Here is a 19,281-nt window from a genome sequence, read left to right as displayed (position 1 = left end):
AAATTAGAAATAAATATTTGAAATCTTAGACGTTTAGTGACAAAAGTAAAAATTATTTTAATAATAATATTATCTCTAACACTAATATATTTTGTAGATAATAAGTTGTCTCAAGATGAATATATAAGTGGAGTTTTAATAAAAAAAGATTATGTAAATAAAGTCGTTTTTACCGTAGCAAGTAATAATAGCAGAAGAGGGCATAATGTAGTAAATTCACCTAAGTATGATCCTAACGGATATTTATTCTTTATCAGGATAAGATTAACAACGAAATTATTATTAGAAGTAACCACGATAATTACACAATTGCCCATAAAGGTGATTCTATAAAATATCGTTTAACAAAAGGTTTTTTTTCTAATATCACATACAATTCTACTATTATTGAAGTAATCCCTGATATTGAAAATTGAAAAAGGTTTTTTGACTTAAATAAAACGTCTTTTGATAAATTGTTTAAAACCAACAAATAAGCTATAGTTCTACTATTATGAAGAGATAAAAAAAGATTGAAAATTTATTTAATATAATTAGAGCCATAATTGCATAAAACTATGGAACAACCCAACTCAGAAAATAATATACAACTAGACGGTGGCACCTATGAAATTATTCAAGGGCGTTTACAAAAGCAAAAAAGCGAGCTTCTTTCCAGATTATCTCAATTAAACGATGCCCGTAAAACGGTATTTGGTAATGTTGAAACTAAACTTATAGCGAATAATCGTATTAATACAGAGCATAACTGTATTGCTAGAGATATTGTAACCATAGGCGACGTTTGTTTATTTGGGTATAATGTACATTTCGGACTTAGAACTGGTATTACACTTACCGATGTGTTTAGTGTATATACCTATGCTAACAACCATTTTACAATTCAGCCTCTAACGCTTATAGAAAACGATGTTTTTCAGCAGGATTTTACAAATCTTTACAAATACTACAGAAATACCATTTTTTCAAAATTTGCTATAGTTGGTAATTATCTGCATATGGTATTTCAATTAAGTGAGAGTATTACTGATATTAAAACATTTAAATGGTTAATTAATGATGGTAAGCTTGAATATGTGGACAACCGTAGTGAACATGAATTTAAATTTCCAAATCAATACGAATTTAATTGGGTAGAGCCTACTAGAGATCATCATGTATATGGCACACATCCACACATATCTATATTAGATAAAGTATTTGTAGAAACTGTTGGAGGGGATTTAACCATTAAAATTGAAGACAATACAGATGATGGTAAAGGTATTTACGATGAACCTGTAAAACATATAGACCAAACTTTAGACGACGGTCAATACAAATATGCAGATCTAGGTAATTTAATTGCTTTAGAAATCAAACCTTTTCAAGAACCTCCAAGGTATTTTGTATATAATCATAAAATACAAGAGGTAAAAAAGATACCAAGTATTGCTGATGCATGCGTGCTATTACCTGACGATCAGGGAATTATTTTTGCTGATGGTTACTATTTACAATCCGGTGATTTTAAGCTATTCGATAGCGGAATTTCAAATGTTAAGTTTCAAAAGAAAGTAAGTTCACCCAATGGTGAGGATTACCTGTACGTATTTTATGAAAGTGAAAAGGGGCTTTACATTTTAATGTCCTATAACGTTATAGAGCAAGAGGTTAAAACACCTATAGTTTGTAATGGGTATACTATTTTAAACGATGGAGAACTTTGTTATTTTAAAACCGAGGACGAGCAAACCAAACACCATGTTATCCAAATATGGCAAACCCCTTTTGTAAAAGGAGATATTATACCTTCTGAACATACAGATACGCTACTTTATAAAATAGGAAATAAAGATATTGTTAAAGCAATGGCAGAGTGTCAAGCACTTATTACATTGCTTAACAAAGAGGATAATTATGATGGGTTGTATGATGATATTGCCAAAGCCTCAACTGATGTTTTAAACAGTTATTATTGGATAACCGAACCGGATACTTTTTTAATTAATGAACCTTTAACAGCGGTAAATGAAGCTGCTAATGCTGCCATTGATGAGTTTGAAAAAGTGGTACAACTGCGTAAAACAGCAGCTAATATTACCAAAGAAACCCAAAACAAAGCAAATGATGTTTTTGGTAAAATAAAAAGTAGTAGCTTTAAATCTATTGAAGATTTTGTAGCAGTTTTATCGCAATTGCGCACGCTTCGTGGCGAAGTTATTGGTTTAAACGATGTCCGTTATATAGATACTTCTTTTATCACTGCACTAGAGGATGATATTATCGTCTATAACGATAAAATTTCCGAGCGTTGTGTACAATTTTTAATTAACGACAAAGCACTTGTACCTTACCACAATCGTGTTTCGGAAAAAGAAACGGAACTTGATAAGATTAAAAAAGTTATAGAGGCTAAAAAGTTAGAAGAAGAGATTAATCACATTGCTACAGATTTAGAAATGCTAATCGATATTGTATCTAATCTAGAGATTGAAGATGCATCGCATTCCACAAAAATCATTGATAATATTTCCCTGATTTTTGCCACTATTAATCAGTTAAAAGCAGGATTAAAAAACAAACTAAACACCTTAGGCGAAAAAGAGGCGACTGCAGAATTTGCTGCACAACTTAAATTAGTAGATCAAAGTATTATTAATTACTTAGATATTGCTACTACTCCAGAGAAAACAGACGAACTTTTAAATAAAGTTTCTGTTCAGTTAGAAGATTTAGAAGGTAGATTTGCAGATTTTGAGGACTTTATAGCTCAAATTATAGAAAAAAGAGAAGAAGTTTATAATGCGTTTGAAGCAAGAAAAAACGGCCTTGTTGAGGCAAGAAACAGAAAGGCAGTAACCTTAGAAGCTGCTGCTAAACGTATTTTAAAAGGCGTATCTAAAAAAGCACAATCGTTTAAAACTACGGTAGAGATTAACGGTTATTTTGCGTCAGACTTAATGATTACTAAGCTTCGAGATATCGTAAATAATCTAAAAGATTTAGACGATGCTGGAAAAGCCGAAGCTATTGAAACTGGACTAAAAGTAGCCAAGGAAGATGCTGTTAGAAAGCTAAAAGATACTCAGGATTTATATGAAGATGGTGAAAATATTATAAAACTTGGCAAGCATAAATTTGGCGTAAATAAGCAACCTTTGGACTTAACGATTGTTTATAAAGATAATACGCTTAAATACCACCTTACAGGTACCGATTTTTATCAAACTATTGTAAACGAAACGTTAACACAATCTAAAAAGTATTGGAATCAGGAATTAGTATCAGAAAACGATACCGTATACCGTTCCTCGTACTTAGCCTATAAACTATTTATAGATACATCGCTAAACATAGATACTCTCAGTAATACTAAACTATTAGATCTTGTTAAGGCAGAAAGCAGTAAAAACTATTCAGAAGGGTATATTAAGGGTGTTCATGATGAAGATGCTGCTAAAATACTTACGGCATTACGCGATAAGCATCAAGATTTAGGTCTATTACGATATGAACCTATAGTGAGAGCTTACGCGCAGTTTTTTTGGAATGCACTAGATAGTACTACTAAAGCAGATTGGAATCAAAAGATAAAAGCTTCAGGAGAGGTACTAACTGCTTTTCCAGAAAGTAAGGCGCATAATGTACTTATTAAGCAGTTATGTAATGCATTAAAATCAACGGTATTTAAAGCAAGTATAGCTAAATATTATAAAGGTGAAGCAGATAAGCTAGATGTGCAAGCGGCGCATTACTTATTTGATGAATTGCAAAGCGACAATACGTTTTGTGTTAGTAAAACAGCTCAAGATGTTTATGATAGTTTTATAAAAACATTAAAAAGTAAAAAAGTAATTACTGCATTTAAAGCTTCATTAAAAAAAGCACTTGGTGATAACAAAATCTCAATAGATGCTGTACAATTAACAACGCAATGGGTAAGTTCATTTGTAAAATCAGAATTAAAAGAACACAGAGCATATATATACGAAGTTGTTGCACTTATTTTATTTAAAACTGAGGCAAACTCAAATAGTATTCAAGTAAATCCTTCTTTAGTTATATCGAATTTAAAAGGGAGTCATGATACCATTCAAAACGGCAATTTTGAATTTAACTATCATAATTTCATACATCAGTCAGAAGTGTTTTATACCGTTGAAGTGCCTGCATATCTTGCATATCGTAATGCAAAACACTCGGTTACAGAGGCTTTAAAAGACAGTTTAAAACTAGAGGAATTTAAACCGAGAGTACTATCCTCTTTTGTAAGAAATAAATTGATAGACCAAGTGTATTTACCATTATTTGGCGATAATTTATCTAAACAGTTAGGTAGTGTTGGTGATAATAAGCGCACCGATAGAATGGGGATGTTACTATTAATATCGCCTCCTGGTTATGGTAAAACAACATTAATGGAATATATGGCAAACCGTTTAGGGTTAGTATTTATGAAAATAAATGGACCAGCCATTGGGCACGAGGTTACTTCTGTAGACCCATTAACTGCAAATAACGCAGCGGCAAGAGAAGAACTCAAAAAACTGAATTTAGCTTTTGAAATGGGTAACAATGTGATGTTGTATTTAGACGATATACAACATTGCAACCCTGAGTTTTTGCAAAAATTTATATCCCTTGCAGATGGCACACGAAAAATAGAGGGTGTGTATAACGGCAAGCCAAAAACATACGATTTACGAAGTAAAAAGTTTTGTGTTATTATGGCAGGAAACCCTTATACTGAAAGTGGTGAAAAATTTCAAATACCAGATATGCTTGCCAATAGAGCAGATATTTACAATTTAGGAGATGTTATTGGCGATACTGTAGATTTATTCAAACTAAGTTTAATTGAAAACGCACTTACTTCAAATCCTATTTTACACCAATTAAGTAGTAAATATTTTGATGATATTTATCAATTGATAACAGCTGTAGAGACGGGTAGTCGAGATAGTTTAAACTTAACTGGAAACCATACAAAACAAGAAATTCAAGATTATTTAGATGTGTTAGATAAGGTGGTTAGTATAAGAGATACTGTTTTGAAAGTTAATGCTACATATATTACATCTGCAGCTATGGATGATAGCTACCGTACAGAACCGTCATTTAAATTGCAAGGGTCTTATAGAGATATGAATAAGCTAGTTGCTAAAGTAGTACCTATAATGAATGATAAAGAGTTGCAAACACTTTTATTATCACATTATGAAAACGAATCGCAAACATTAACCACTGCAGCTGAAGCCAATTTACTAAAATATAAGGAGCTTACAAATACAATAGATGTGACAGAAAGCAAACGTTGGGAAACTATTAAAACTACATTTATAAAAAACAACAAACTCAAAGGTTTTGGTAATCAAAACGACATGGTACAAGTACTAAACCAAATGATGACTTTTAGTGAGCATTTGGAAGGCATAAAAGAGGTTTTGAAGAAGGGGTTGGATAAATAATAATTCAAAACATATAAGCTGACAAAACTACTAAAGCCTCCACATCTTTTTAATTCATAATCTTTAGATTATTACAATACAAGAGTGGGAGTTCAGTATTATGAATTACCTCTTTATTTTATTTGATACTTTTTATACTTATTTATTAATTTTTTGGCACCAGTTAGCATTATGTTATGAGAACTTGTAGCGAGTCTAGGGATATCATTGTTACGAAATTCTGAACCTCTTTCTTCTACTTTGCCAAAAATTTCAGAAGCAGATAATAATTCTCCATTTTTAAGATTATAGATTGCTAATGAAACTTTAGCCTCGTTAGTGGCATAATGGTTAAAAGGGTCAGAATTAAAGGAAATACCAGCATTTTGAGTTAGTATTTTTCCAGAAATATTTATTAAATAATCGCATCCTGAGTCTTCATGTAATGTAATTAACTCTTTTTTAGACAGATTAAAAGGTATATCAGGAGTAATAATATTTGTAAGTCTAACGTCATCAATTTCTAACAAAGAAGTTCCTATAATTTCTTTGAATTGTTTTAACGATTGATAATACAATTCGGTATCATAAATTTTAGAGTTTGACTGAGATTGATTGAGTAGCCACTTACCTTTATTGAAGTTTACATACTTACCCTCATGAAAAAAATAACTGTACTTTGGCGAATTACAAGAACTGTAAGTGAGGGATAATAATAAAATTATAAAGATTGATCTTAAATAATAAATAGATTTTTTGATGACTTATATAGTTTTAATATTAGAATTAAGTAAATATAATATTTGAAATTATTTTATTGTGATTTATAAACTTTATTATAGGCAAAACCCTCCACTAATAGTAATAATTTTACTAAACACACACATTTAAAAATATCTTGTTTTGATGGAGCTAAAGCCTCCACATCTTTTTAATTCTATTCTTTTTATTCATAATTTTTGTGCCTTTTAATGTATCCCATAAAAACAAACCAGAAATTTTCTCAACTTTAGAGGTTTCTACTAAAAAGTCGTCTAAAGGCGCACTCGTTTTTTTATTAGGAATTATAAAAGACCACATATTAAAAGTGCCAGTATTTCTTTCAGTAAGTACAGATTTAAAAAAAGCATGTGGTATTGGTAAAGACACTTTTATATTAGGATTATCGTCTCCTATCATTACAACATCTTGATCAAAATAAAACAACGGCCCTGAAATAACATAAGTTTCAAATACTTTTTTATCACTGTCTAAATGTCTCACGGCATCTTCTAGTCGTTTCCATATACCACTATTAAATTCTGGAACTTGGGGGCACATATTAGATAATAAAAACGTCTCACTATTCTGTATTTCGGTTTCAATTTGGTTAGCGCTAGCCACAAGATGTCCTCTATTGTACCCAGAATTAGCATACACGTCTTTATCTGCTCTAAACTCTTCAGGTATGCGATAATCTGATCTAAAATAATCTTTCCTTACTACTTGAGTCATATCTGGGTCTACTATTTCAAGTGCCCATTTGGCTTGCCTAAAATAGTAGGAATACCCTAATGCGTAATGCCTGTTGTAAAGAATTTGATCTGCTTCAGGCACACCATATCTAGCTTCTCTATTTAAATTTTGATGCTTCATGTAATAGTTTTAATGTTAATTGTTAAGCTTTTGTAATTTAAATATTTTATCGAGACAATAAAATACGCAACACTACTTATTTTATAATAAGCTGATAAAAGTAAAAAGCTTCAATTAAAAATAATTATGGCTTTACTATAATTAAAATTTGGTAATTATTGGCGAATAAAACGAGTACTGTATCATCAAAATTAGGCTGAGGTAACTGTTAAGTTTATTACTTTAAGGTATTTTTTTTAACTTCTACTGCTGTTTCTTATTAAGCCATTTCTTCAAGACGAAAGAAAAGAAACAAAGTACATTTGCTGAAACCCACATCCAATACCCTAGTAAGTAACCTGTTATTTTACCTACATATCCCGATTCGTCTCTTAGCACCTCCGTTACATTCAAAAAATAAATTGCTAAAATTGAAGCAATACCACTTAATATCAAACCCAAATTCAACTTTTTTGAAAAAACAAATAACAGTAAACTTACTACAAACAAAGGGTTAGCTAACCAAACTAGTGCTACAGTATCAAACTGCATCCATCCTAAAAGCAATGCAAAAACGCCAAACGAACCAATAGAAGAATGACCATCTACCAAATAACATTCTTGTAGTAATGCGCCTAAATATAAGATACAGATTATAATAGTTAAAGTAGTTTTTAGCTTTTTAATCATAACTATAATTAACTTTACTTGTTTTTTGATGTAAGAATTAAAAAACCCCAAACTAAAAAAGTTTAGGGTTTTAAAGTGGGCCCACCTGGGCTCGAACCAGGGACTTTCTGATTATGAGTCAGATACTCTAACCAACTGAGTTATAGGCCCTATTATATTTTTCTTTTATCCATTGTTTTCCATATCCAGTTTTTAAATACTTTTCTCGCTTTCTAGCTTCTTGTCTTGTATCAAAACTTTCAAAGAAAAACAATTTCCAAGGACGATATCCTTTAGTACTTTTTGTTTTTCCAGCATTATGTTCTTTTAACCGCTTTTCAATAGTTGCGGTAATACCAACATAAAACCTTCCATCTTTATCACTTCTAAGAACGTAAACAAACATCTTTATATGTTTCGTCAGATACTCCCTGCCTGCCTAACCGGCAGGTAGGCAGGTAACCAACTGAGTTATAGGCCCTATTACGCGAAATGTAATGCTCTTATAAATAAGAGTGTGCAATATTACTATATTTCTTAAAACTCTACAAGAAATTTTGTTTAAAAGAAACGTCAAAACCCACTGTATTTAACTTTATACTTAAACCGTACTATTATTTTGATGGCAATGGTAATTCTTGGCATAATTCAATTAAAACACCATTTGTAGATTTTGGGTGTAAAAACGCCACCAATTTATTATCTGCGCCTTTTTTTGGAGTTTTATGTATTACCGTAAACCCTTCTTTGGTTAATCGCTCTATTTCAGCCTCTATATCATCAACATCAAAAGCAATATGGTGAATACCTTCTCCCTTCTTTTTAATAAATTTTGCAATAGGGCTATCATCATCGGTTGCCTCTAACAATTCAATTTTAGTGTCTCCAACTTTAAAAAACGAGGTATTCACGCCTTCGCTTTCCACTTCCTCAACTTTATAATTTGGTATGCCAAATAGCTTTTCAAATAAGGTATTAGCATCTTTTAAATGTTTTACCGCAATGCCAATATGTTCTATTTTGTTCATTAAACGTTACTTTTACAGAAAGATACAAAATATCCATTATTTTTGCAGTATAAAACTTAAGAATGAGTAACGTAGAGGAAAGTCAAAGACAAAAAAAAATAGGATCGGTATTACAGCACGATTTGGTTGATGTATTACAAGGTGCAGCCACTCAAGGTGGTATGCGCGGTGTTATCATATCGGTATCTAAAGTAAAAGTGACGGTAGATTTATCGGTTGCAAAAGTATATTTAAGTATTTTTCCAAATAACAAAGCAAAAGCGCTAGTAGAAGGTATTAGGAGCAACACGCCTTTAATTCGTCATGAAATGGCACAACGCACCAAAAACCAACTACGCCGTATGCCTAATTTAGAGTTTTTTATAGACGATTCTTTAGAGTATATAGACCGTATAGAACAGTCTTTAAAAGGAAAAGAAAACCCGCTAGACAATCCAGACTTATTAGAAAAACGAAAGAAATCGTAATTGAATATTTCTTTATATATCGCCAAACGTTACTTACGCTCTAAGAGCAGCAATAATGCTATTAATTTTATTACCATAATTGCTTTAGTTGGCGTAGTTTTAGGTGCTGCATCTCTTTTTGTAGTACTTTCTGGCTTTGCAGGTTTAAAAGATTTTACCCTTCAATTCTCCACCATTGTAGATCCAGATTTAAAAGCCGAAACCGTTATTGGTAAATCTTTTAACATTACAGATACCCAACGAGACGCATTAACAGCTATTGAAGATATCGCATTGTATTCCGAAATTATAGAAGAACGCGTTATTGTATATGCTGATGGTAAAAATTACCTAGCCAGCATAAAAGGTGTAGACGCCAACTACGATAAAGTAAGCAGTATTACATCGGTAATACCCTATGGCAGTTGGTTAGCGCCAAATACCAACCAAATTGTAGCAGGTTGGGGCGTGTCTCAAAACCTGTCTTTTGGTGTTTTAGACTACGGTAAACAGGTAAATATTTATGTGCCAAAACCAGGAAAAGGCCAAATAACATCAACAAAAAATGCATTTAATAGTGTTAAAGCATTAAACGTTGGTATTTTCGATATTAACGAAAAACTAAACGATAACTACGTATACGCGTCTCTTAGTTTAGCTCAACGCTTATTAAATTACAAGCCCAATCAAATTTCTGCAATAGAATTTAAGTTAAACGAAGGTGCAAACGAGGCTGCTGTAACAGCACAAATTCAAACCATTTTAGGGAATACCGTTGCGGTAAAAAACCGCATGCAGTTAAACGATGCACTCTATAAAATGCTAAATAGCGAAAACCTATTGATTTACTTGTTACTCACACTAGTATCGGCACTATTAATTTTTAACGTAATAGGCTCTATTATCATGATGATTTTAGAAAAAAAACCATCACTAAACACACTATTTAATTTAGGAGTTCCCGTAAAGCACATGCGTAACATTTTCTTTATACAAGGGTCTGTAATCACGCTTGTAGGTTGCATTGTAGGGTTGCTTTTAGGCATATTAGTCGTGGTATTTCAACAAACATTTGGTTTAGTGCCAATAACGCCAACATTAGCGTATCCCGTAAGTATAAAGCTAGAAAATTTAGCGCTTGTTTTCATTACCATTTCGGTTTTAGGCATTGTATCTTCCAAAATAAGTGCCACACGCGTTACCGAAAAACTAGTAACGGACAATTAATTTTTCTTTTGGGCGAGTTGCCATAAAAAATGGCAAACAGGCTTTCACTACTCAATCCCTCCTGCGTCGGGGATTTCAAACATGCCGTTCAATCCTTCTCGCGGGGCGTGCTTGCTAACGTTGGTAATCAATATAATAGTCAGTTTTATATCTTACAGTAATCACTTACATTTGTGTAAATACAACATAACTCCCTTTTTTATATGGCATTAAGCTGGAACGAGATTAAAGACAGAGCCTTAAAATTCTCTAACGAATGGGCAGACGAAACCAGAGAACGTGCCGAAAAAGATAGCTTCTGGAACGACTTTTTTAACGTGTTTGGCATTTCCAGAAGGCGCGTTGCAACGTTTGAAGCACCAGTAAAAAAATTAAGCGGTCATCAAGGATTTATAGATTTATTCTGGAAAGGCACGCTGCTAGTAGAACACAAATCGAAAGATAAAGATTTAGAAAAAGCATACACACAAGCCACCGATTATTTTCCCGGACTTAAAGAGCACGAATTACCAAAATATATTTTAGTATCAGATTTTGCCAGATTAAAACTATACAATTTAGACGACGCCACAGAACACGAGTTTCCAGTAGCCGAACTCTACAAAAACGTCAAACTATTTGGTTTTATAGCAGGCTACCAAAAACGCACGTTTCAAGAAGAAGACCCTGTAAATATAAAAGCTGCCGAATTAATGGGTAAGTTGCACGACCAACTCGAAACCTTTGGCTACCAAGGGCATCATCTAGAAGTATATTTAGTGCGTTTATTATTTATACTTTTTGCCGATGATACTAGTATTTTTGAGCGCAACACCTTTAAAGAATTTGTAGAACTTAAAACCAACGAAGATGGTAGCGATTTAGGCGCACTCATGGCGCAATTTTTTCAAGTACTAAACACGCCAAAAGACACCCGACTTACAAACTTAGATGAACACCTCAACCAATTTCCGTATGTAAATGGCAAACTGTTTGAAGAGCCATTACCCATTGCAGCCTTTAATGCAAATATGCGTAGTATTTTGCTAGAAGCCTCGGCACTGGATTGGGGAAAAATATCACCAGCCATTTTCGGCTCCTTGTTTCAAAGTGTGATGAATCCTGAGGAACGCCGCAATTTAGGCGCCCATTACACCTCAGAGAAAAATATTTTTAAACTTATAAAACCGTTGTTTCTGGACGAATTGCGGGCAGAATTCGAGAAAATAAAATCGAACACCAAAAAACTAAAGGAATTTCATTATAAACTTTCCACCTTAAAATTTTTAGATCCTGCCTGTGGTAGCGGTAATTTTTTAATTATTACCTACCGCGAATTGCGCCTTTTAGAAATTGATATTTTACGCGAACTGTTTAAAAGCCAAATAGCCACAAATATTGAAAGCATTTTATGGCTAGACGTAGACCAATTTTATGGCATTGAGTACGACGAGTTTGCCAGCAAAATAGCCGAAGTAGCCATGTGGTTGATAGACCACCAAATGAATATGCGCGTAAGTGAAGAGTTTGGGCAATATTTTGCGCGTTTACCGCTTAAAAAAGCTGCTAAAATTGTACACGGAAATTCCTTAAGAATAGATTGGGAAACCGTAGTGGCTAAAAACGAACTGTCTTATATTATTGGGAATCCGCCGTTTATAGGGGCTGCGATGAAGACCAAAACACAAGTTGAAGATATGAATATGGCTTTTGATGAGAATATTAATCATGGCAAACTTGATTACGTAGCAGCTTGGTATTATTTAGCAGCTAAATTCATGATGAAAACCAAAATTGATACAGCTTTTGTTTCTACAAACTCGATAAGTCAAGGAGAACAAGTGTCAATTTTATGGTCTCAAATCATAAACAAAATGGGCTTAAAAATTAATTTTGCCCATAGAACATTTAATTGGACAAATGATGCAAAAGGTAAAGCTGCGGTTCATTGTGTGATTATTGGTTTTTCCACAATAAATAAAGAAAAAAGATTATATGATTATCAAGACATAAATGGAGAGCCATTTGAAATTAAGGCAAAAAATATTAATCCTTATCTCGTCAATGGAAAAAACATCTTTATTGAAAAGACTAGAAATCCGATTTGTCAAACCCAAAAAATGATAAGAGGAAATATACCTTATGATGACGGAAATTTACTTTTAAGTCTAGACGAGAAAAAGAATCTATTAAAAAATGAACCTGAATTAAAAAATTACATCAAAAAATATGGTGGATCTTACGAAATGCTAAATAACAAATGGAGATATTGCTTTTGGCTCTTAAATGTTAGCCCTAAGATCATTAGGGAATCACCATATTTAATAGAAAGAATTAACCGTTGTAAACAATTTCGTGAAAATGCTAAAAGCAAATCAGTAAATTCTAAATCTAAAACACCATACTTATTTGGAGATTTAAGACAACCTACAAGTAATTATCTTTTAATACCAAGGGTTTCATCACATAAAAGAAATTATCTTCCAATAGGTTATATTTCTAAAGAAACTATTCTAGCAGATAGTGCTTATGGTTTGCCAGATGCAACAAAATATCAATTTGGAATTCTGCAATCACTGATGCATAATAATTGGATACGAACTGTTGCAGGTAAACTTAAAAGTGATTTTAGATATTCAAACAATCTAGTTTACAACAACTACCCATGGCCCAAAGACCCAAGCGACAAAAACAAGAAAAACGTAGCAACCAAAGCGCAACAGGTTTTAGATGTGCGTTTAGAGTTTCCTGAGAGTAGTTTGGCAGATTTGTACCATCCGCTCACTATGCCACCAAAACTGGTAAAAGCGCACCAAGCACTAGATAAAGCTGTAGATTTATGCTACCGCCCACAAGCTTTTACTAACGAAAATACCAGAATTGAATTTTTGTTTGAGTTGTATAACCAATACACCGCACCGTTATTGAACAGTAAAAAGAAAACGTAACATTTAATACCGAAAAAACCATGTCCAAACCCATGATTCACGCCTTTAGTAGCGTTAAAACCTTTGGCGGCATTTTTGAAGATTATATAGACATCCATAACTTTCTAGACGATAGCAAATCTGTTTTTGCCGATAACCGTCACAGAGCCTTAACCCACAACAGTTGGTTTGTAAACCATGTTATAGAGCGCGTTTTTGGTGTTTTTATTATTAATGCCGATGGCAAAAAAGTATCGACAAAAGCCATTGCAGAACAGCATATTCTAGAAGATTTTGGCGGAAAATTTATTCCTACCGCACAAGATTATCTTCAGGAAATAGACTATAAATCCTGGATGAATGGCAACGGTTTTCCGGCATCTCGATTAAAAATTGAGGAAAAAACAAATTCTAAATTTATCCCTTTTAACAATGACTGAAAGCGCTTATGATGTGGCTTGTAAAAGTAACGACCCACAACAAATTCTTGAAGATTTAAAAGCTTATTATTATCATTTTGGTGGTTATGGCGACCAACACCAAGAATTGGAATTTATAAAACGGTTTTTCCAGCAAGTGTTTAAAAATTATCCGCAATTAGAGGCTTTAGAATGGCATCAATACCAAGATTATAACGATAATTACATGTGTTTTGATTTACATTCTTTTTTGGTAAACAAAAAGTTTTACTTTATGCTTGGTGGCCTAGATTGGTTTGATATTGAAGACTGGAAGTTTTCTTTTATGGGCCTACAAGAAGATAATCATAAATTTTGGGAAGGTAAAGATAACACCTCTGTTAAAGATTGGGAAACATGGAAGGAAAAGGAGGCTGCCATACAACTAAAATGCACGCCTTTAATTGAGCCTTTAAACTTAATCATTGCCTTTTTAAAATCGCTTTACGATTTTTATAAGCCTTACTATTTTATTTACGTTTTTGGACGACGCGCCAAAGTAGAAATAACCAAAAAAGGTATACGTATTGACACTGAAAATATTTATTATGAAGATGATAAATCCACCGATTTTCGTATTAAACCACTTTAATTACTGCAACATTATAGGTGTTAAACACCGATTTTAAAACTGTTTTACAAAAATATAAAAGAGACCTCACAGGTTTTAGAAACCTGTGAGGTCTTTAGTTTTTGTAATATGTTATTCTCATTCAACTATATGTCTTAAATTATAAACCTTCGCAGGAAAACACAATTATATAATGGGCAATTTTTTAATTGTCTAAATGAAAACAGCTATCCAAGTAAAACAAGGCTTACAGGCATAAAACAAAACTAGCAGACACCCGCTAAAGCGATAGTAGCGGCATCCTTTTTAGAAAAAATTGGCACTATTTAATATGCTAGACACTACTTGGAGTAGATAGCCACGTTATTCGCACTGGCTATGACGTTCTAAAAAGATACAGCGGATAGCGCGGTGGCTTGCCATTTGCCCAAATAAAAATCTAGTACATGTTTTTTAAGAATTAAGCTAGCGTAGTCTGTAATGTGCTAAAACTGTTAGGTATGAGTTTCCCCTCTAAAAAGAGGGGAGTAAGGGGTGTGTGTCACAAAAAATTATTTTTTCCGATCTATATGACCTAAATCTCTCTCTGGAGCTATTACATCTCTAACGCGTTTTTTCAATTCGGTAATTTCAGGAAAGCCTTTCATTTCTTTTCGTGACCAAATTTGCTTATCATTTGCATAAATTTCAAAAATCCCGCCTGTACTAGGAACTAAGGTAAGTTCATCAACCTCATCATTAAATGTAGTTAATACTTCTTGAGACATCCAAGTGGCTCTTAGTAGCCATCTGCATTGAGTACAGTACACAATTTTAATGTGGTTGTTCATAAAAATATTGTTGTTTTAAACGATAAACTGATACCCAGAAAACTTCTCTAACACCTCATCAAAAGCTGCAAATACATCTTCAGAATGGTCTGATGTTACCATTTTCATGCGGTATTCTTTAAAATGCGGAATGCCTTTAAAGTAATTGGTATAATGGCGTCGGGTTTCAAAAACACCTAAAATTTCGCCTTTCCAATCTATAGACATTTGTAAGTGGCGGCGTGCAGCTTCTACACGTTCTTCTAAAGAAATAGGCGGTAAGTGTTCGCCTGTTTTAAAGTAGTGTTTTACCTGTTTGAAAAACCAAGGGTTACCAATACTGGCACGCCCAATCATAGCGCCATCTAATCCAAATTCATCACGCATTAATACTGCTTTTTCGGGTGTATTTACATCGCCATTTCCAAATACAGGAATGTGCATGCGTGGGTTATTTTTTACGGCAGCAATAGGTTTCCAATCGGCTTCACCCTTATACATTTGGGCGCGTGTACGTCCATGTATGGCAATGGCTTTACAGCCTACGTCCTGTAAACGTTCGGCCACCTCAACAATTTTTATAGAATCGTGATCCCAACCTAAACGCGTTTTTACGGTAATAGGTAAGTTGGTGCGTTTAACCATTTCTGCAGTGAGTTTTTCCATCATGCAGATGTCTTTTAAAATACCTGCACCTGCACCTTTACTTACTACTTTTTTTACGGGACATCCAAAATTAATATCGATGATATCTGGTTTAGATTTTTCAACAATATCAATGGTTTGCAGCATACTATCTAAGTTTGCTCCAAATATTTGAATGCCAACTGGTCGTTCTTTTTCGTAAATATCCAACTTCATCACGCTTTTAGCAGCGTTACGGATTAAACCTTCGCTAGATACAAATTCGGTGTACACCACATCGGCACCTTGCTCCTTACATAAGGCTCGAAATGGTGGATCGCTCACGTCTTCCATAGGTGCCAAAAGTAACGGAAATTCGCCAAGTTCTATGTTGTCTATTTTAACCAAAAAAAATATTTTGATGCAAAAATAAAATAATTTCTTGAAACGCACTATCCTCGAGGCAGAGCCATAGAGGTATTTCGCTCGTTTTATTTTTACTTTTTGGTCAAAAAACCGAAATTATGTTATTTAGATCCCGAAACAAGTTCGGGATGACAATTTCAATGGAAACCTCGACGCAGAGCGTCGAGGAATTCTTTTCGATTAAGTTTTTTAAAATAAAAAAGACCTCACAGGTTTTTAAAACCTGTGAGGTCTGTAAATTATTATAGAGTTATGTTTACTCTCCTAACTCTGTAATTTTTTTCTCGTAAAGTTTTTTGCTTTCTACAACGGCAACATTAAGTTCTGCCATAATACCATCAACGCGGTCTTCTATACTTTGCATTTGTCCGTTTATAGCATCAAACGAGTTTAAGGCAGCAGCAACTTCTAGCGCCTTCACCACTTCTACGGCATCACCATGTAATAATCTAAGTTTATCAATAGCTTGCGAGGTATTGGCCAATGTAGCATTGTACTTTGTTTTTGCCTTACTAATAGCACGAAGTAAGGTAGATTTACTTTTTTCATCACTTAAACTATTGGTTTGCGTTTCCATAGCTTTAAATAAATTTGTAGCCTTCGTTTTTAAATCTTCGTATTCTTTATTTAAGTTATTTACACGTTTGTTTACCTTTTCCCAATCGCCATAAACTTTTGCAAATTCCTTATCTTCATTTTTTGCATCTTCTAAAGCCGATTTTAAAGCACCTAAAGATGTTAATCCCTTACTTACAAACTTATTTGCAGATTCTTTTTTATTTTCAAACGTGGAGACTTGAGATTTAAATTTATCCTTTAACCGAATTAAATCTTCTGGACTTTTATCTTTCCAACAAGAGCTTAATACTAAACTTAGTATTACTAGCGAGATTATTTTTTTGAACATAAACGTTTAATTTGGCTGCAAATATACAAGGAAGAATATAAATATCAGGATTTTTAGATTAAAGTATAATCGGCTATTTAAAAGGTGTTTAGAGTTAAAGTTTTATTACTTTTTTTAAAGTATATGAGCCATCACTAAAATTTATTTTTACTATATAAATGCCAGAACTATACAAAGACATATCTATAGTTTTACCTGTATTTTTATAAAGTGGTGCAGATTGCATATTTAATAGTTGCACATAAGTTATATGATTACCTTTAATATGTAATAATTGCGAAACTGGATTTGGATATAATGAGATATTTTTGGAATTAGTTGGCGCAGTCTTTAAAGACAACGTCGTATCTGATGTTGAAAACGACACTAATTTTGCAGTATCTGAAAACGTAAAACCACCTACATTTCTATTAAAACGTTCTGAGGTGAGTAAATAATCCTTTTCGCTTGTATAGGTTATCGCTTCAGTTTGTTCTAATTGTAATGATGATAACATAGTTTGGGTATTATTACCAGAAAAAATATCAGTGCCAGAAAAATTATCGCTACTCCATATAAATGGCTGTAAAACGGTTGTATACCCTACCAAATATATTTTTCCACTTAGTGTATTAAAGGTTGCGCCAGTAATTAAACCGCCACTATTTAAGGTTGAAGATAGTGGAGCTAAACTGTAAGTACCAGGAGTTTTAGAAATAATGTATGCGCTAGATATACCGTTAACCCAATTTTTACTTATTAGTACCAAGTCTGTGGTGTTTAATGAGAGTATCGCCTCAGCATCCCAAGGCGTGTTTTGTGGATTTGATGTAAAATCAGATTGATTTGCATAACTAAAATTAATAATTTCGGCAGTTACTGATGTACTAATTAAGTAGTCAGTTTTCAAAATTTTATAAATTTTTAAATCGGTTCTATCACCATTATTGTTGCCAAAATCTCCAATATAAATATGGGTGTCGTCTTGCGTAATATCTTCCCAATCTATATGAGTTGCGTTTGTAATAGTTACTGTTCTTGTTACCGTTTGGGTATTTAAATCTAACTCATACAGTTCGTTTTGTCCGCCAGAATCGTTGTGGGTAATTAGTTTACCATTAATCATTATAGCTCCAGATGATTCACTTAAACTGGCAGGTAAAGGAAACTCTTCTTGTACGTTAGATATTTGTGCATTGGAGTTAACTATTCCAAAAAGAAAAAAAGTTAGCGTAAATAATCGTTTCATTATAGTATTTTTGGTGGTTGTACAGCAAAATTAGTATAAAATTTTAATAATAAGCCTGTTACGCATTTTAAATACATACTGTTAGAAGATGTCAATTAGAGTAATGCTTGAGGTATGAGATGTTATATTGATACTCTTTTTTAAAGACTAATTTTGTTAAAATACAACGCGTTAATCAACACCTTTATAATTTAGTGCAAATACCTTTTGAGCCAGAACTTTTTGGATACCCTGTAAATATTCATTTAATATTAGAGTATTTGGCATTTTTTGTGGGATTTCGGTATTATGTGATGTTAAGGCGAAAACAGAAAGATGTTATCTCCTTAAATAATCGCTTATCCATAATTTTGGGTGCTGCTTTGGGAGCGCTTATTGGCTCCAGATTGATAGGCTTTCTGGAAAACCCGATGATTGAATTTTCGCAAGATAACCTTATTAAATTATTAAACACCAAAACCATTATGGGCGGTTTATTTGGAGGTTTATTGGGGGTTGAGTTTGCTAAAAAACGCATTGGTGAAACCAAATCTTCGGGCGATTTGTTTGTATTCCCAATTATCTTAGGCATTTTTATTGGGCGTATCGGTTGCTTTTTATCTGGAATAAAAGAGTTTACCTACGGAAAAGAAACGTCGTTTTTTATGGGAATAGATTTGGGAGACGGTGTATTACGACATCCAACATCTTTATACGAATTGGTGTTTTTAATTCTACTTTTTTTTAGTTTGAAACAGCTACAAAAGCATCATGATTTAAAAAATGGCGATCTGTTTAAATGGTTTATGATTTTATATTTCGGGTTTCGCTTTTGTATAGAATTTTTAAAACCAAATGTTTTTTATATGTTTGGGTTAAGTACGATTCAAATATTGTGCATAGTTTGTTGGGTGTATTATAAGTCCCTACTAACCTCCCCGAAGAGAAGAAAATAATAAC

Annotated in this window: 16 protein-coding genes and 1 tRNA gene; 7 read left to right on the top strand and 10 right to left on the bottom strand. The window is 33.1% G+C overall.

Annotated features, from left to right (window positions below; genetic code table 11):
* The first annotated feature begins 557 nt into the window (after positions 1-557).
* On the top strand, positions 558-5,450 hold the full coding sequence (locus ACKGJY_RS10230; RefSeq protein WP_413973793.1) for a DNA repair ATPase: 4,893 nt from the start codon (positions 558-560) through the stop codon (positions 5,448-5,450).
* Between the two features lie 113 nt (positions 5,451-5,563).
* Here the strand turns inward: ACKGJY_RS10230 and ACKGJY_RS10225 are convergent, their stop codons facing one another.
* The 6 genes from ACKGJY_RS10225 to mce all read right to left on the bottom strand — a co-directional run bounded on the left by ACKGJY_RS10225 (position 5,564) and on the right by mce (position 8,740).
* Positions 5,564-6,007 (bottom strand): hypothetical protein, encoded by a 444-nt coding sequence (locus ACKGJY_RS10225; protein WP_413973792.1) that lies wholly within the window; start codon positions 6,005-6,007, stop codon positions 5,564-5,566.
* A gap of 334 nt (positions 6,008-6,341) precedes the next feature.
* On the bottom strand, positions 6,342-7,064 hold the full coding sequence (locus tag ACKGJY_RS10220) for a DNA/RNA non-specific endonuclease (RefSeq protein ID WP_413973791.1): 723 nt from the start codon (positions 7,062-7,064) through the stop codon (positions 6,342-6,344).
* A gap of 243 nt (positions 7,065-7,307) precedes the next feature.
* A complete protein-coding gene (locus tag ACKGJY_RS10215; protein WP_413973790.1) occupies positions 7,308-7,733 on the bottom strand; it encodes a hypothetical protein in 426 nt (141 codons plus the stop codon).
* 76 nt (positions 7,734-7,809) lie between these two features.
* Positions 7,810-7,883 (bottom strand) — tRNA-Ile (locus ACKGJY_RS10210).
* Complete coding sequence (locus ACKGJY_RS10205) at positions 7,861-8,118, bottom strand: GIY-YIG nuclease family protein (protein WP_413973789.1); 258 nt, start codon at positions 8,116-8,118, stop codon at positions 7,861-7,863. The genes ACKGJY_RS10210 and ACKGJY_RS10205 overlap by 23 nt, the downstream gene beginning before the upstream one ends.
* 208 nt (positions 8,119-8,326) lie before the next feature.
* A complete protein-coding gene (gene mce, locus ACKGJY_RS10200; RefSeq protein ID WP_413973788.1) occupies positions 8,327-8,740 on the bottom strand; it encodes a methylmalonyl-CoA epimerase in 414 nt (137 codons plus the stop codon).
* A 62-nt stretch (positions 8,741-8,802) separates the two neighbouring features.
* On the opposite strand from mce, the gene rbfA reads away from it, so the two are divergent.
* The 5 genes from rbfA (at position 8,803) to ACKGJY_RS10175 (ending at position 14,369) form a co-directional block, all read left to right on the top strand.
* Complete coding sequence (rbfA, locus tag ACKGJY_RS10195) at positions 8,803-9,207, top strand: 30S ribosome-binding factor RbfA (protein ID WP_413973787.1); 405 nt, start codon at positions 8,803-8,805, stop codon at positions 9,205-9,207.
* The gene (locus ACKGJY_RS10190) at positions 9,208-10,413 is read left to right on the top strand and encodes an ABC transporter permease (protein ID WP_413973786.1); all 1,206 of its coding nucleotides are present in this window, start codon (positions 9,208-9,210) and stop codon (positions 10,411-10,413) included.
* 203 nt (positions 10,414-10,616) lie between these two features.
* The gene (locus tag ACKGJY_RS10185; RefSeq protein WP_413973785.1) at positions 10,617-13,340 is read left to right on the top strand and encodes a DNA methyltransferase; all 2,724 of its coding nucleotides are present in this window, start codon (positions 10,617-10,619) and stop codon (positions 13,338-13,340) included.
* A 32-nt stretch (positions 13,341-13,372) separates the two neighbouring features.
* Positions 13,373-13,759 (top strand): DUF6915 family protein, encoded by a 387-nt coding sequence (locus tag ACKGJY_RS10180; RefSeq protein ID WP_413973784.1) that lies wholly within the window; start codon positions 13,373-13,375, stop codon positions 13,757-13,759.
* Positions 13,752-14,369 (top strand): hypothetical protein, encoded by a 618-nt coding sequence (locus tag ACKGJY_RS10175; RefSeq protein ID WP_413973783.1) that lies wholly within the window; start codon positions 13,752-13,754, stop codon positions 14,367-14,369. Before ACKGJY_RS10180 ends, ACKGJY_RS10175 begins: the two co-directional genes overlap by 8 nt.
* Before the next feature lie 530 nt (positions 14,370-14,899).
* On the opposite strand, the gene ACKGJY_RS10170 is transcribed toward ACKGJY_RS10175, so the two are convergent.
* The 4 genes from ACKGJY_RS10170 to ACKGJY_RS10155 form a co-directional block, all read right to left on the bottom strand.
* On the bottom strand, positions 14,900-15,178 hold the full coding sequence (locus ACKGJY_RS10170; RefSeq protein ID WP_413973782.1) for a SelT/SelW/SelH family protein: 279 nt from the start codon (positions 15,176-15,178) through the stop codon (positions 14,900-14,902).
* A gap of 15 nt (positions 15,179-15,193) precedes the next feature.
* Positions 15,194-16,189: a tRNA dihydrouridine synthase DusB gene (dusB, locus tag ACKGJY_RS10165; RefSeq protein WP_413973781.1), complete on the bottom strand. Its 996-nt coding sequence runs from the start codon at positions 16,187-16,189 to the stop codon at positions 15,194-15,196.
* Positions 16,190-16,463: 274 nt separating this feature from the next.
* The gene (locus ACKGJY_RS10160; RefSeq protein ID WP_413973780.1) at positions 16,464-17,114 is read right to left on the bottom strand and encodes a hypothetical protein; all 651 of its coding nucleotides are present in this window, start codon (positions 17,112-17,114) and stop codon (positions 16,464-16,466) included.
* A 94-nt stretch (positions 17,115-17,208) separates the two neighbouring features.
* Entirely contained in the window at positions 17,209-18,342 is a 1,134-nt protein-coding gene (locus tag ACKGJY_RS10155) for a T9SS type A sorting domain-containing protein (protein ID WP_413973779.1), read from the bottom strand.
* A 194-nt stretch (positions 18,343-18,536) separates the two neighbouring features.
* Between ACKGJY_RS10155 and ACKGJY_RS10150 the strand changes: the two genes are divergently transcribed.
* Positions 18,537-19,277, top strand: a complete 741-nt coding sequence (locus ACKGJY_RS10150; protein ID WP_413973778.1) for a prolipoprotein diacylglyceryl transferase — start codon at positions 18,537-18,539, stop codon at positions 19,275-19,277.
* Positions 19,278-19,281 lie beyond the last annotated feature (4 nt).

Origin of the sequence: Hyunsoonleella sp. 2307UL5-6, assembly GCF_047345485.1 — a bacterium.
GTDB lineage: Bacteria > Bacteroidota > Bacteroidia > Flavobacteriales > Flavobacteriaceae > Jejuia.
This window is presented reverse-complemented; position numbering and strand designations above follow the sequence as displayed.